Source organism: Streptomyces sp. NPDC085866, from assembly GCF_044541035.1.
In the GTDB taxonomy this organism is placed as follows: domain Bacteria; phylum Actinomycetota; class Actinomycetes; order Streptomycetales; family Streptomycetaceae; genus Streptomyces.
Genome location: NZ_JBITSQ010000006.1, coordinates 260,182 through 274,699, shown reverse-complemented (window position 1 = coordinate 274,699; position 14,518 = coordinate 260,182). Strand labels below are relative to the sequence as shown.

At 71.2% G+C, this 14,518-nt stretch carries 13 protein-coding genes; 7 read left to right on the top strand and 6 right to left on the bottom strand.

Annotation, left to right across the window (positions count from 1 at the left end):
- Positions 1-24 precede the first annotated feature (24 nt).
- From ACIF83_RS16930 to ACIF83_RS16920, 3 genes are all read right to left on the bottom strand, one after another.
- Positions 25-1,665: a glutamate--tRNA ligase gene (locus tag ACIF83_RS16930; RefSeq protein ID WP_399727515.1), complete on the bottom strand. Its 1,641-nt coding sequence runs from the start codon at positions 1,663-1,665 to the stop codon at positions 25-27.
- Positions 1,666-1,773: 108 nt separating this feature from the next.
- A complete protein-coding gene (locus ACIF83_RS16925; protein ID WP_399727512.1) occupies positions 1,774-3,387 on the bottom strand; it encodes an IclR family transcriptional regulator C-terminal domain-containing protein in 1,614 nt (537 codons plus the stop codon).
- 80 nt (positions 3,388-3,467) lie between these two features.
- The gene (locus tag ACIF83_RS16920) at positions 3,468-4,745 is read right to left on the bottom strand and encodes a M6 family metalloprotease domain-containing protein (RefSeq protein ID WP_393471914.1); all 1,278 of its coding nucleotides are present in this window, start codon (positions 4,743-4,745) and stop codon (positions 3,468-3,470) included.
- 294 nt (positions 4,746-5,039) lie between these two features.
- Here ACIF83_RS16920 and ACIF83_RS16915 point away from each other — a divergent pair, with 294 nt between their 5' ends.
- Both ACIF83_RS16915 and ACIF83_RS16910 read left to right on the top strand, forming a co-directional pair.
- Positions 5,040-5,681 (top strand): TetR/AcrR family transcriptional regulator, encoded by a 642-nt coding sequence (locus ACIF83_RS16915; protein WP_393471911.1) that lies wholly within the window; start codon positions 5,040-5,042, stop codon positions 5,679-5,681.
- A 150-nt stretch (positions 5,682-5,831) separates the two neighbouring features.
- Complete coding sequence (locus tag ACIF83_RS16910; protein WP_398139362.1) at positions 5,832-7,370, top strand: MFS transporter; 1,539 nt, start codon at positions 5,832-5,834, stop codon at positions 7,368-7,370.
- A gap of 34 nt (positions 7,371-7,404) precedes the next feature.
- Here the strand turns inward: ACIF83_RS16910 and ACIF83_RS16905 are convergent, their stop codons facing one another.
- Positions 7,405-7,914, bottom strand: coding sequence for a MarR family winged helix-turn-helix transcriptional regulator (locus ACIF83_RS16905; RefSeq protein WP_393471905.1), 510 nt, complete (start codon positions 7,912-7,914; stop codon positions 7,405-7,407).
- A gap of 147 nt (positions 7,915-8,061) precedes the next feature.
- Between ACIF83_RS16905 and ACIF83_RS16900 the strand changes: the two genes are divergently transcribed.
- On the top strand, positions 8,062-8,853 hold the full coding sequence (locus ACIF83_RS16900) for a dioxygenase (RefSeq protein WP_393471902.1): 792 nt from the start codon (positions 8,062-8,064) through the stop codon (positions 8,851-8,853).
- A 1-nt stretch (position 8,854) separates the two neighbouring features.
- On the opposite strand, the gene ACIF83_RS16895 is transcribed toward ACIF83_RS16900, so the two are convergent.
- Positions 8,855-9,373: a GNAT family N-acetyltransferase gene (locus ACIF83_RS16895; RefSeq protein WP_398139363.1), complete on the bottom strand. Its 519-nt coding sequence runs from the start codon at positions 9,371-9,373 to the stop codon at positions 8,855-8,857.
- Between the two features lie 188 nt (positions 9,374-9,561).
- On the opposite strand from ACIF83_RS16895, the gene ACIF83_RS16890 reads away from it, so the two are divergent.
- From ACIF83_RS16890 to ACIF83_RS16880, 3 genes are all read left to right on the top strand, one after another.
- Positions 9,562-10,560 (top strand): RNA polymerase sigma factor RpoD/SigA, encoded by a 999-nt coding sequence (locus ACIF83_RS16890; RefSeq protein WP_393471896.1) that lies wholly within the window; start codon positions 9,562-9,564, stop codon positions 10,558-10,560.
- Between the two features lie 346 nt (positions 10,561-10,906).
- Positions 10,907-11,050, top strand: coding sequence for a hypothetical protein (locus ACIF83_RS16885; protein ID WP_399727506.1), 144 nt, complete (start codon positions 10,907-10,909; stop codon positions 11,048-11,050).
- Between the two features lie 111 nt (positions 11,051-11,161).
- On the top strand, positions 11,162-11,794 hold the full coding sequence (locus ACIF83_RS16880; RefSeq protein WP_393472703.1) for a TetR/AcrR family transcriptional regulator: 633 nt from the start codon (positions 11,162-11,164) through the stop codon (positions 11,792-11,794).
- A gap of 87 nt (positions 11,795-11,881) precedes the next feature.
- Here the strand turns inward: ACIF83_RS16880 and ACIF83_RS16875 are convergent, their stop codons facing one another.
- Positions 11,882-12,862, bottom strand: coding sequence for a helix-turn-helix transcriptional regulator (locus ACIF83_RS16875; protein ID WP_393471894.1), 981 nt, complete (start codon positions 12,860-12,862; stop codon positions 11,882-11,884).
- A gap of 62 nt (positions 12,863-12,924) precedes the next feature.
- Between ACIF83_RS16875 and ACIF83_RS16870 the strand changes: the two genes are divergently transcribed.
- Positions 12,925-14,436, top strand: a complete 1,512-nt coding sequence (locus tag ACIF83_RS16870; protein WP_393471891.1) for an MFS transporter — start codon at positions 12,925-12,927, stop codon at positions 14,434-14,436.
- Positions 14,437-14,518 lie beyond the last annotated feature (82 nt).

The following is a 14,518-nucleotide window of genomic DNA, read 5'->3' as shown; positions in this document are numbered from 1 at the left end:
GCGAGTGGGGGCGGTGGGGGAGGGCTACGCGGTCAGTGCCGACACGCGGCGGAGTACCTCGTCGCGGCCCAGTGTGCGGGCCACGGCGAAGAGGTCCGGGCTGCGGGTCGAGCCGGTCAGGGCCACCCGGATCAGCTGGGAGGCCTCGCGGATCGAGCCGGGGTAGGCGTCCGGGTTCTTCTTGTACTCCTTGGGCGAGGGGGCGAAGCCGTGCTTGGTGGCGAGGGTGCGGATCTGGTCGAACCAGGCCTGGGGGTCGTCCAGTTCCGCGTACTGCGCCGCGAAGTCCTGCGCGAAGGCGCGGACCAGGTCCGCGTCGAGGCCGCCGAGACGCTCGTCCCCGGCTGCGACGAGCGTGAACAGCTGCGGGAAGAAGAAGCCGTAGGCGTCGCGGAAGTCCGACCACTTGCGGAGATCCTTGCGGGGGTTGTCCACGCCCACGCGCTCCACGTCCACGGCGGCCGACGCGAGCGCCCGCTCGGCGTCCAGCACCGGCACGAGGTCGGGGTCGTGGGACAGGGCCCACTCGCGTACGGCGGTGAGGATCTGCTCGCTGCTCAGGGTGGCGATGTGGTCCGCGCTGATGCCCTCCAGCTTCACCAGGTCGACCAGCGGACCCGCCACCCCGCAGTCCTCGAGCCTGATGGGCTCCTGCAGCGCCTGGGCGAGCGGCAGTTCGGCCAGACGGCCGTTCGCGAGACCGCGGAGGTAGTAGAGCACCGGCTCGGCCGGGTAGCCCTCGCCGAGATAGAAGTCGACCGTGGACTCGGGGTCCTTGCGCTTGGAGAGCTTCCGCTTGCCGCCCTTGATCTGCTTCATCAGCGGCGCGATGTGCGCGTACACGGGCGGCTCGAAACCGAGCGCCTCGAAGAGCTGGAGGTGCACGGGAACGGAGGAGATCCACTCCTCGCCCCTGATGACGAGGTTGACCCGCATCAGGTGGTCGTCCACGACGTGCGCGAAGTGGTACGTGGGCAACCGCACTGCGCTGTCGGAGGACTTGAGGATCACCACGTCGTTGCGGTTGTCCTCGTGCTCCAGGCGCCCGCGGATGGCGTCCGTGAAGGACCGGCGCGCACCGCGCAGGGCGGGCGAGCGGAAACGCACCACGTAGGGCACGCCCTCGGCGAGCTTGGCCGCGACCTCGCCGGAGTCGGCGTCGCGCCAGATCGCCCAGTCGCCGTAGTAGCCCGTCGGCACCTTGGCGTCCTCCTGGCGCTGCCGGATGTCGGCCAGCTCCTCCTGGGTCGCGAAGCAGAGGTAGGCCTGTCCCGTCCGCAGCAGCGCACGCACGTAGCTGAGGTAGATCTCCTGGCGTGCCGACTGGAGGTAGGGACCGTAGTCGCCGACGGCCGTGGCGTTGTCGGCGGGCAGGGCGAAGTAGTCGAAGGCCCGGTTGAACTGCTCGACGGCGCCATCGACTTGGCGCGACTGGTCGGTGTCCTCGATGCGGAGCAGGTACGTGCCACCGGTGCGGTGCGCGACGGCCTGGTTGATCAGGCCCGCGTAGATCCCGCCGATGTGGACGAAGCCGGTCGGTGACGGCGCCAGCCGTGTGACCTGCGCGTCGGCGGGCAGGTCGCGGGCCGGGTAGCGCTGCTCCCAGTGCGCGGGCTCCGGAAGGTCCGCAGGGAACAGTGCGTCGATGGTGCTGGCGTCGAGCATGGAGGGTCTCGGTTTCCGACCTAGAAGGGACGTGGAAAGGGGCGTAGAAGGGGCGTAGAAGGATGTTTGTCCAGGCTATCAACGGGCCGAGGGGCGGCCGGCGGTCGCTCAGGCCGACGGGATACGCGTGAAGCGGGACGCGGTGTGCAGGTCCGTCTGGATCCGGTCGGCGGTCGCGCGGAGGGCGGGGAGGAGTGCGTCGACGCACTCCGCCAGGGTGCGGCGGGCCGGATGGGTGGCCACGTTCACCGCGGCGACCGCCCGGCCCGTGCGGTCCCGTACCGGTACGGCTATCGACCGCAGGCCCGACTCCAGCTCCTCGTCGACGAGGGCGTAGCCCTGTGTGCGGACCTCGGCGAGGGCGGGGGACAGGGGGCCGGTGCCGTCCGCGAGGAGGACGCGGCCCAGGGACGTCGACGCTGCCGGCAGCCGCGCGCCCACCGTGATGTCCACCGTCAGTACCCGGCTCGCGCCCGCCCCGGCCGTGTACTGGATCTCCGCCTCCGTGCCCGGCGCCAGGACGGCGAGTGCCGTCGGCTCGTGCAACCGGTCGGTGAGCGCCCGCAGATGGGGCTCGGCGAGGCGGGGGAGCGTGGTGCGGGACAGTGGCGGGAAGCCCAGGTCCAGGACGCGGGGCGTGAGGGTGAAGGTGCGGCCGGGGCCCGCGGCCACCAGGCCCAGGTGCTCGTACGTGATCAGCGCCCGCCGGGCCGTGGCGCGGGCCAGGCCGGTCGCCCGGGCCACCTCGGTCAGCGGCAGTGCGGAGCGGTCCGCGCCGAACGCGGTCAGCACGGTCAGGCCCCGGGCCAGGGACTCGACGAACTCCCGGCCCAGCTCGTGCTTGGACGCCGTCGTCCAGGTCGCCAGGCCCGAGGGCGGCGGGCCGGGCAGCGGCTGCGGTGCCTCGCGCAGGTCGGCCTCCATCGCCGCCACCGCCGTACGCAGCCGGGGGAGCAGGGAGCTGCGCAGGTCGGCCGCCGAGTGGCGGCTGGTGTGGCTGACCACGCTCGCCACGCACGCCACCCGGCCGGTGTCCGGCTCCCGTACCGGTACGGACACCGCGACCAGGCCCGGTTCGATCAGCTGGTCGTCCAGCGCCCAGCCGTCCCGGCGGGCCCGCTGCGCCCGCCGTTCGAAGTCGTCCGCGGCGGATGCCGACCGGGGCGGTACGGCGGGGAAGGAGGCGTCCTCGGGGTCCTCGGCCCGCCGGGCCCGCCACCGCTGCCAGTCCGCGTCCGTCCATTCGGCCGCGAACAGCGCTCCGGGCGCGGTGCGTTCGGCCGGCAGCAGGTCGCCGATGCGGAAGCTCACGGACATCGCGCGGCGACGGGTGGCCTGGTGGATGAAGCGGATGCCGTCCAGGTCGGCGACCGCGAGCGACACCGATTCGTCCAGCTCGTCGGCGAGGGCGTCCGCGCGCGCGTCGAGCAGTGCGGGCAGACGCAGGGCGGCCAGGTAGGCGTTGCCCAGCTCCATCACCCGGGGGGCGAGGAGGACGTCCCGGCCGTCGAGGCGGACGTACCCCATGCGGGCCAGGGTGGCGGTGCTCCGGTCGACCGTGGACCGGGCGAGCCCGGTGGCCCGTTCCAGCGCGCTCGGGCTCAGTGTGCCGCCCGCCTCGGTCAGCCGCCGCAGCACGGCGATCCCACGCATCAACGGCGCGACCGCCTCGGCCGGCACCCCGGCGCGGACCTCGGGATCCAGTGCGGTGTTCGCGGGCATCAGCTCTCCGATACGGCATCCAGGCACGCCTACGGTAAACCCGCCCGCGCGGCGGCCACCCCGCCTCCGCCCCGGTCCCGCTAGCTCCGGGTGATCCGCACCTTGTAGTTCCCGGAGGCGTCAGCCCCCAGCACCTCGATCGTGATGCCGTGGCGTGGGTCCTTGAAGGACTCGCCGGTGGTGAAGGGAGCGTCGGAGAGCTCCGCGTGGACGTTGGGGCTGCGGGTGCAGCCGCCGCTGCCGCGGTGGGCGTCGTAGACGGTGACCGGGCCGCGTCCGGTGTCCACGGTGGCGTCGACCTTGTAGACGAGGATGCCCGGCTCGCACACCGCCTCGTCGTTGCCGCCCGGGGCGCGCAGCTCCAGCGCGTACGTGGTCCGCGTGTCGACCGGCACGAGGACCAGCTTCCCGCCGCCCTCCTTGTACAGCGGCGTCAGCGTGTACTCGACGGTGCCCGGGACTGCCGCGCAGCCGACCTGGTTGCCGTCCAGCCAGCCCAGCTTCCACTTGTGCCAGCCGAGCAGGTCGTTGTTGGCCCCCCAGTCCTCGCTCATGATGTCCCAGTGGCCGACGGTGCCCCCACCCTCCTGGGTGTAGAGGTCGGGCAGCCCGAAGGTGTGGCCGTTCTCGTGCGGCAGGACGCGGTAGCCGGTGCGGGAGTAGGAGCCGGAGCCGTCGTCCTGGCGGGAGTAGACGAAGGACGCGTTGGCGATGTGGACGCCGTCGGCGACCGGGGCGTCGGCGTTGCCGGCGAAGGTCACGGACAGCACCGTGTCCAGGGCGGAGGGGCCGGCGTTCGGGGTGACCAGCACGTTCAGCAGGTCGTACGAGCGGAAGTCCACCTCGGGATCGGCGGCGGCCACGATGTCCTGCACCAGCTGCCGGTAGCCGGGGTCGAAGGGCGCGCCGCGCTCTATGCCGTACGCCTTGAAGGGCTTCGGCATGCGCAGCCAGGACGTGATCGGGGTCTCGGGCTGGTAGTCGAGCCGACCGTACGACGCCGTGCGGAACCACTCCCGGGTCTGCGGGAAGAACTCGTGGAAGCGGTCGAGCGCGCTGCCCTGCCCGGGCGCGTCGGAGAAGTCGACCATCAGGGTCAGGGCGTGGACCGTGCCGGTGGAGCGGGAGTAACCGGCCGGGGTGGGCAGGCCCTCCGTCATCTGGACGTCCAGGCCGCTGTGGATCAGGCACGGCGAGAGGGCGGTGGAGCGGGCCAGGCCTATCGGCCCGGCGGTGGTGGGCGCCGTCAGATGTCCGGTCCCGGCCGAGGTGCTGACCGCGAGGGTCAGGACGGTCACCGCGACGAGGGCGGCCACGCGGCGCGGGCGTATGCGGCGGCGGGGCGAGTGCGGCTGCATGCATGGACCTTCCGCTCCACGGCAGCCGCACGTCGCCGGCTGCACCCTTGCGCTCACCCTGTGTGGACAGGGTGGGGGGCGCGCGTTGGAGGAGACCGATCGTGGGAAATCCCCGCGCGAGCGGGTGGGAACCGCGCCCGGCAAGTGTGGTTCAGGTCACAGGAATTCTTTCCGGGGGCGGGAAATAACCGGGGAACCTCTCCCCGTTTAGACCTGTGTCCGAGTGAAACGGGGAGTCCTTCCCCGGATCGCCCCGCAGACTCGGATCACCGTCAACGACTCAGGGAGTACGCCGTGCAGACCGCAACCCCGACACGTAAGGCGCCCCGGCCCCGCGCCGACGCCCTGCGCAACCGGGAGCGGATCGTCACCGCCGCCCGGGAGATGTTCGTCGAGCACGGCCCGGACGTGCCGCTGGACGAGATCGCCCGCCGGGCCGGTGTCGGCAACGCCACCCTGTACCGCAACTTCCCGGACCGTGACGCCCTCGTCCGCGAGGTCGTCTGCTCCGTCATGGACCGTACGGCCGAAGCGGCCGAGCAGGCCCTCGCGGAGACCGGGGACGCCTTCGCCGCCCTGGAGCGTTTCGTGCACGCCGCCGCCGACGAGCGGATCAGCGCGCTGTGCCCGATGGTCTCCAGCACCTTCGACAAGGACCACCCCGACCTGGTGGCGTCCCGGGAACGGGTCGAGCAGCTGGTCGAGGAGGTCATGGGCCGGGCCAAGGAGGCGGGTCAGCTCCGCGCCGACGTGGGCGTCGGCGACCTGATGATCGTCGCCGCTCAGCTCAGCCGGCCGCCGGCCGGCACCGACTGCCTCAGCAGCGACCGCTTCGTCCACCGCCATCTGCAGCTGTTCCTGGACGGGCTGCGGGCCCCCGCCCGCTCCGCCCTGCCGGGGACGGCCGTGACCATCAAGGAGCTGCGCCGGTGCTGAGCGATTAGTTCCGGCCGCGCCGGCGGTCTCCCACACACCAGCACCCCGGTCGTCAGCGACGACGAGCCGGCCCCTCCAGCACGCCCGACCGTCTTCCGTTTTCTGATTTCTGATCTTTTTCCGTCACGAAGTCCCGAAGTGGGTACCCCCATGTCCGAAACAGCCCTCAAGGCTCCCGGCGCCGCCGCACCGAGCGGTGACGCCAACCGCTGGAAAGCGCTCGTCTTCATCGCGCTGGCCCAGCTGATGGTCGTCCTCGACGCCACCATCGTGAACATCGCCCTGCCCTCCGCCCAGCAGGACCTCGGCATATCCGACGGCAACCGGCAGTGGGTCGTCACCGCCTACGCCCTCGCCTTCGGTGGTCTGCTGCTCTTCGGCGGCCGCATCGCCGACCTGTGGGGCCGCAAGCGCGCGTTCGTTCTCGGCCTGACCGGCTTCGCCGCCGCCTCCGTGCTCGGCGGTGTCGCCACCACCGGCGCGATGATGTTCGGCGCCCGCGCGCTCCAGGGTGCCTTCGGCGCCCTGCTCGCCCCGGCCGCGCTGTCCCTGCTCGCCGTGATGTTCACGGACGCCAAGGAGCGCGCCAAGGCGTTCGGCATCTACGGTGCGATCGCCGGTGGCGGTGGTGCCGTCGGTCTGATCCTCGGCGGCTTCCTCACCGAGTACCTGGACTGGCGCTGGACCTTCTTCGTGAACGTCCCGTTCGCCGTCGTCGCCGCTCTCGGCGCCAACTTCGTCATCCGTGAGCCGGAGGGCGGCCGCAACCGCTCCCCGCTCGACATTCCCGGCGTGATCCTGTCCACGCTCGGCCTCGTCGCCCTCGTCTACGGCTTCACCCGCGCCGAGTCCGACGGCTGGAGCGACGCCGTGACCGTCTCGATGTTCGTCGCGTCCGTGGTGCTGCTGACCGCCTTCGCGCTGGTCGAGTCCAGGGTCAAGGCTCCGCTGCTGCCGCTGCGCGTGGTCACCGACCGCAACCGCGGCGGGATCTACCTCTCCCTGGGCCTCGCGATCATCGGCATGTTCGGCCTGTTCCTCTTCCTGACCTACTACCTGCAGGTCGTGAAGGGCTACTCGCCGGTCAAGACCGGCTTCGCGTTCCTGCCGATGATCGCCGGCATGATCACCGGCTCCACCCAGATCGGCACCCGCCTGATGACCCGGGTCCCGGCCCGCTTCCTGATGGGCCCCGGCTTCCTGGTCGCCGGTCTCGGCATGCTGCTGCTGACCCAGCTGGAGGTCGGCTCCTCGTACACCACCCTGCTGCTGCCCGCGATGCTGCTGCTCGGCCTCGGCATGGGTACGGCGTTCATGCCGGCCATGTCCCTGGCCACCTCGGGCGTCGAGCCCCGGGACGCCGGTGTCGCCTCCGCGATGGTCAACACCTCGCAGCAGGTGGGCGGCGCGATCGGCACCGCCCTGCTGAACACGATCGCCGCCTCCGCGACGACGTCGTACGTCAAGGACCACATCGCCGGTGCGGCCTCCAAGCCGCAGCAGCAGCTGGTCCAGCTGCAGGGCATGGTGCACGGCTACAGCGCGGCGATCTGGTTCGCCGTCGGCATCCTGGGCCTCGCCTCGCTGATCGCCTTCACCTTCGTCAACGCCGGCCGTCCGGGCGCCACCACGGTGGCGTCCGGCGAGGGCGCCGCGGACGAGGTGCCGGTGCCGGTGGTCGCCCACTGAGCGCCCGTACGGTGAACCGGTCGACTCGGTCCACCTAGCGGAGCCAGGGCAGGTCCGCACCCGCTTCGTTGGGCTGAAGGCCCTCGGCGACGATCTCCATGATCTCGCCGAGGGTCTTCTGCTGTTCCGGGGTCAGCCGCTCGAACAGCGCCTGCCGTACGGCGGTCACATGGCCCGGCGCGGTCCGGCGCAGCACCTCGGCGCCCTCGTCGGTGAGCACCGCGAACTGGCCGCGCTTGTCCGAGGGGCAGTCCTCACGGCGGACCCACCCGTTCTTCTCCAGGCGCGCGATGGCGTGCGACAGCCGGGAACGGGTGATCTTCGCCCTCATCGCCAGCTCGGTCATCCGCAGCCGGCGGCGCGGCGCCTCGGCGAGACCGACGAGCAGGCCGTAGTAGATGTGCGGCATGCCCGCGTCACGCTGCAGCTGCCGGTCGAGGTGGTCCTCCAGCAGGGTGGTGGCGTGCAGATAGGCGCGCCAGACGCGCTGCTCCTCGTCGGTGAGCCAGCGGTGTCGGCCGGCGGAGTCCGTTGCCGTGTTCATGTATCCCACTGTACGGGGCATCTCCTTGAAACTTGAACAAGTCGGGCGTACTCTGTTGGTGAGAGCTTGAGAGTTAAAACATCCAGTCCGTCAGCAGCCGGATCGCAGTAACCGCAGTACTCGACCGAAGCATTGGGAGCCGCCGTCATGTCCGCCGCCACCCAGGAGCGCATGCCCGCCCTGTACCTCAGCCACGGCGCCCCGCCGCTCGCCGACGACCCGATCTGGCCCGGACAGCTCGCCGCCTGGTCCGCGGACCTGCCGCGCCCCAAGGCGATCCTCATGGTCTCCGCGCACTGGGAGGAGGCCCCCCTCGCCCTCGGCGCGACCGAGACCATCCCGCTGGTCTACGACTTCTGGGGCTTCCCCGAGCACTACTACCGGGTCCGGTACGCCGCCCCCGGCGCGCCCGAACTCGCCGAGTCCGTCCGCAAGCTGCTGCGCGCCCCCGGCACCCCCGTCCAGGACATCCCCGACCGCGGCCTCGACCACGGCGCCTACGTCCCCCTCGTCGAGATGTTCCCGGCCGCCGACATTCCCGTCCTGCAGGTCTCGCTGCCCACCCTCGATCCCCGGCGTCTGATGGACATCGGCCGCAAGCTCGCCCCGCTGCGCGACGAGGGCGTGCTGATCGTCGGCTCCGGGTTCTTCACCCACAACCTGGCCGCCCTGCGCCACACGGGCGGCGGCGTGCCCAGCTGGTCCTCCGAGTTCGACGACTGGGGCCGGCGGGCCCTGGAGACCCGTGACTGGGACGCGTTGCTGGACTTCCTCCACAAGGCCCCGGCCGGCCGCTACGCCCACCCGCGCACCGAGCACTTCGCCCCGCTCTTCGTCACCATGGGCGCGGCGGAGGCGGGCGGCGAGCCGGACGCGCAGAAGTCCGTGATCGACGGCTTCTGGATGGGAATGGCGAAGCGGTCGGTGCAGTTCGGCTGACCTACAGGTCCTTCTCGTACCAGGCCACGTCCCAGTAGCGGCCGAACTTGCGCCCGACCTCCCGGTAGGTGCCGACGTACCGGAAGCCGAAGCGCGTGTGCAGCCGCTCGGAGGCCTCGTTGGGCTGGGCGATGCCGGCGTAGGCGCGGTGGATGTCCTCGTCGGCCAGCGTCTTGAAGAGGGTGTCGTAGAGCAGGGTGCCGATCCCGCGGCGGCCGGCGTCCGGGGCGACGTACACCGAAGTCTCCACGGATGTCGCGTAGGCGGGCTTCACCCGGTAAGGGCTGGATGTGGCGTACCCCAGAATCTGCTGAGATTGTCCGTCCGCGGCAACCATCAGGCGGTACGGCCCGTCTTCCGGGTGGGAGAGCAGCCAAGGGCGGCGCTCTTCCGGTGTGAAGATCGCGGTGTCGAACGTGATGGGCGTCTCGCGTACGTAGTGGTTGTAGATGTCCGTGAGGGCTTCGAGGTCGCTCTCGACTCCCGGCCTGACCTGCACTTCTGCATGTGCCGACGACATCTGGCCTCCCTGTGGTCGGACAGGGTACTGCAAGATCAGAAAAATTGAGGGGCGGGTTGGGAATTCTGTCCGGATTCCAGTCGTTGTTTCCTTCGGATGCCGGGCACTCGTGGAGAGTCCCAGGAGTTCCAGGAGTGCTGAGCATCCCTTAAGGACCACCGCCCGCCCACCATCGCAAGGGAGCACGCATGGCAACCCGTGCCGTCGCCCGTCGTCAGTCCGCCACCGGCGAGACGGCCGACTCGGCAAGCAGTGTTCGCGCCCATGGCGGCGAGATCGCCGATCGCGACCTGGTCGGTATGTATCTCGACGAGATCGCGCGTACGCCGTTGCTCGACGCGGCCAAGGAAGTCGAGCTGTCCCAGACCATCGAGGCGGGTGTGTTCGCGCGGCAGGTCCTCGACGGCGAGGAGGAGTCTCAGACGGACGCCTCCCGCGAGGAGTTGGAGGCCCTGGTCGCCGCGGGCGAGCGGGCCAAGGACGTCTTCATCCGCTCCAACCTCCGCCTGGTCGTGGCGGTGGCCCGGCGCTACCCGCGCAGCGGTCTGCCCCTCCTCGACCTGGTCCAGGAGGGCAACGCCGGTCTGGTGCGCGCCGTCGAGAAGTTCGACTACCGCAAGGGCTTCAAGTTCTCGACGTACGCCACCTGGTGGATCCGTCAGGCCATCACCCGTTCCATCGCCGACCAGTCCCGCACGATCCGGCTCCCCGTCCACCTGGTGGAGGAGCTGGGCCGTATCCGCCGCGTGCAGCGCGAGTTCAACCGCGAGCACGGGCGCGACCCTGAGCCCGCGGAGATCGCCGCCGAGCTGGGCTCGACGCCGGAGCGCGTGACCGACGTGCTCGACTGGTCCCGTGACCCGGTCTCCCTCAACATGTCCGTGGACGACGAGGGCGAGACCCAGTTCGGCGACCTCCTGGAGGACACCTCGGCGGTGTCGCCGGAGCAGTCGGTGCTGACGCTGCTGCGCAGCGAGGAGCTGGACGACCTGATCGGCCGCCTGGACCAGCGCACGGCCTCCATCATCAAGATGCGGTACGGCATCGAGGACGGCCGCGAGCGCACGCTGACCGAGGTCGGCAAGGAGCACGGCCTGACCCGCGAGCGCATCCGTCAGATCGAGAAGCATGCGCTGCTCGAACTGAAGAAGCTGGCCCGCAGCACCGGCTTCGACGCGGCGGCGTGACGGACGGGGTGTTACAGCTCATGACGAAACCGGGCGTACGCCCGGTGGCGAAAGACGGCGCAAACATGGCGTGGTCCCATCGCTTCAACCCCGGGGTCCGAGGGAACAACCCTTCAGGGCCCAGGAGTTGGACCCCAGGGCCCGCACTCCCGCCTTTCGCAGGCACCCCACACCTGCCATGACGAGCACGTCGTAGGTCTTGGTCGTCAGTTCCCGCTCGACATGTGAGCCACGTCCCCGCGCTATCCCCCCCCGGCGCCGGGACCTTCCCAGAGCCGGGCTTCGGCGCCTACCCCCCCCAGGCGCCGGGGCCCGGCTTCTTGCTGCGGGACGGAGGGCCGGAGGGGTGAAGCGCAGGGAGAACAGGGAGAACGGGGAGGGCGTGGGCTCGCCGAAGGCCGGCGGTGCGGACACGCTGGAGCGGCGGGCCACCCCGTACCTGAACCCCGGGGTGGCCCGCCGGATGGCAGATTCTGCCACATCGGCATAGCCTGCCGAGGTGAGCACCCCCAGCACCACCGGCAACACCGCGCACCAGCCTTTTTCCGCCTCCGCCCCCGCGTCGGCGTCCCTCACCGAGCGCCGCAAGGCAGAGACCCGCATGGAGATCGCCCGTGCGGCGGCCGCCCTCTTCGTCCGCCAGGGGCTGCGTGCCACCCGCGCGGAGGACATCGCCCAGGCGGCGGGCATCGCCCCGCGGACGTTCTACCGCTACTTCGCCTCGAAGGAGGAGGCGGTGGCCCCTCTCTACGCCGCGGGTGCCCAGCGCTGGACGCAGGCGGTCCGCGAGGCCCCGCCCGCCCTCACCGTCCCGGAGGCCCTGCGCCACGCGGTCCACCAGACCCTCACCCCGGGCGTCGGCGTCTCGGCGTCGTCCTGGGAATGGGTCCGCACCCTGATCCGCCTGGCCGACGCGAGTCCCGCCCTGCGCAAGGTCTGGGCGGAGGTCTGCCAGTCCTCGGAGAAGACGCTCGCGGAGATTCTGGCGGAGCGTTCGTCGGTGTCCCGAGGGCGGGCAGTCTCCGCTGAGCCCGAGTCCGGCGACAACGTTGCCCGCCCGGCTCCGATCCCCCCGCACCTGCACTTCGCGGCGGCGGTGGCCGGAGCGGCGGTCCGCGTAGCCGTCGAATCCTGGTCCGCCACCACGTCCCCACCCACCGGCCCCACCGGCCCGGCAGCCCTGGCCCTCCAGAACCTGGAGGCGGTGGGGGAGTTCGAGTGGGGCGAGGCTTAGCCGACGCCTCTTGAGTGCCTGGGCGAGTTGCAGCTCAGCAACGTCCCTGGGGGAGTTGCAGTTCGGCACCGGCCACCCGAAACCCGCCTAGGCCGCCCCGGCTCCCCCGGCCCGACTCAACCGCTCACCCAACTCCCTCACACACACCGCCAGTTCGACCGGACCCCTAACCGCGAACTCACACCCCACCATCGCCAACCGCACCGCCAGCCACTCCACCGGATCCCCGCTGCTGCCCCGCACCACGCACCAGCCCTCCCCGTCCGCCTCCGGTACCCCGACCCACCCGGGCACCCGCGACGACACCTCTTCCACGGACCCGGCGAACCGCACCTCGAACTCGTACGTCCCGGTATCGGGCCGCCGCTGAATGGAGCGCCGCAGGTACTCCGCCGCACTCCCCATCGGCAACTCCCGCGGAGCGAAGCGCACACCGGTGGCGAACGGCTCCCGTACCCGGTCCACCCGGAACGTCCGCCAGTCCTCGCGCCCGAGGTCGTACGCGACGAGGTACCACCGCCGCCCGGTGGACACCAGCTGATGCGGCTCGGCCAGCCGCCGCGACTCGCTGCCGTCCTTGTCCCGGTAGGCGAACCGCAGCCGTTCGTGCCCGGCCACCGTCGACGCCATCACGGTCAGTGTCTCCGGCGCGATACTCGCCCCGTCCCCACTGGTCAGCGCCGTCGTCGCGGCCTGAAGCGTCGAGACCCGGTGCCGCAGCCGCGACGGCAGCACCTGCTCCAGCTTCGCCAGCGCCCGCACCGACGCCTCCTCCACCCCCTCCACCGCGTGCCCGGCGCCGGCCCGCAGTCCGACCGCGATCGCCACCGCCTCCTCGTCGTCGAGCACCAGCGGAGGCATGGCCTTGCCCGCGACAAGGCGGTAGCCGCCATCAGCGCCTTTGCTGGCCTGCACGGGATAGCCCAGCTCCCGCAGCCGGTCGATGTCCCGCCGCACGGTACGGCGGGACACCCCGAGCCGGTCGGCCAGCTCGCCGCCGGGCCACTCGCGCGGGGTCTGGAGGAGGGAGAGCAGCTGGAGGAGCCGAGCCGGAGTGTCCGTCGTCATGTGTTCGAGAATGCCGTACAACTAGGACACGATCTGACCTAATGCGGTCCTAGCTTGTACGCATGACCTCCACGGAACAGACCCTCAGCGCACAGCAGAGCCCGGGCGACCGGCGCCGGTGGTTCGCGCTCGCGATCGTGATGACCGCGACCTTCATGGACCTCGTCGACGTCACGATCGTCAACATCGCGATCCCCTCGATCCGGCACGACGAGGGCGCCTCCTTCAGCCAGATCCAGTGGATAACCGCGGGCTACGCCCTGGCCTTCGCCGCCGGCCTGATCACCGGCGGCCGCCTCGGCGACATCCACGGCCGCCGTCGGCTGTTCCTCCTCGGCATCGGCGGCTTCACCCTGGCCTCGGCCCTGTGCGGCTTCGCCGCGAACCCGGAGATGCTGGTCGCCTCCCGCATCCTGCAGGGCGGCATGGCGGCGATGATGGTTCCGCAGGTCCTGTCGATCGTGCACGCCACCTTCCCCGCCCACGAGCGCGGCAAGGTCTTCGGTCTCTTCGGCGCGATCGTCGGCCTGGGTGCGGTCTCCGGCCCACTGCTCGGCGCCCTGCTGACGGAGTGGAACCTGTTCGGGCTCGAGTGGCGCCCGATCTTCCTGATCAACCTCCCCGTGGGTGTCGTCGCCTTCCTCCTCGGCCGCCGTTACATCAGCGAGTCCCGCGCCCCGAAGGCGCTGAAGCTGGACCTCGTCGGCGTCGCCCTGGTGACCCTGGGCCTGCTGATGCTGCTCTACCCGCTCACCCGCGGCCGCGAGCTGGGCTGGCCGCTGTGGGGGTACGTCTCGATGGCCGGCGCGTTCGGTGTCTTCGCGGCGCTGGTGGCGTACGAGCGGCGCAAGGCGGCCCAGGACGGCTCCCCGCTGATCGAGCTGTCGCTGTTCCGCGTGAAGAGCTTCGCCGCGGGCATCGCCGTGCAGACCGTCTTCGGTGTCGCGCTCGGCATCTTCTTCCTGGTCTGGACGCTGTACATGCAGGTCGGGCTGGGCTGGAGCCCGCTGCGGGCCGGCCTGACGGGCGTGCCGTTCTCGCTCGCTGTCTCGACGGCGGCCGGCATGTCCGTGCAGAAGCTGGTGCCGCGCTTCGGCCGCAAGGTGCTCCAGGCGGGCGCGCTGGTGATGGCCGCGGGCGTCCTCGTCTACATCTGGGAGTCGAACCGCTACGGCCTCGGCATCGCCTCCTGGCAGATGGCCCTCCCGCTGGTCGTGATGGGCGCCGGCATGGGCCTGATCGTGGCCCCGCTGACGGACGCGGTGCTCTCGGAGGTGCCGCGCGAGCACGCCGGTTCCGCGTCCGGCCTGATCAACACCGTGCAGCAGATGGGCAACGCGCTCGGCCTCGGGCTGGTCTCGGTGGTGTTCTTCGGCGTGATCGGCGACCGGCTGACCCGCGCCGAGGTGGGCCCGGCCTTCGTCCACGGCTTCCAGCACGCGCTGTGGTGGGTGGCCGGCGTGATGGGCGTGATCTTCCTGCTGATGTCCGCTCTGCCGAAGCGTCCGGCGCAGCACGTGGAGGGCGCGTCCGACGCTCCGGCGGTGGAGAGGGAACCCGAGCTGGTGTCCTGACCAGGCAGGAGGGGGCCCGGTACCGACCAGGTACCGGGCCTTTCCGCTGCCCGGACAGAACCGGAAGTCCGTTCATGCCCGA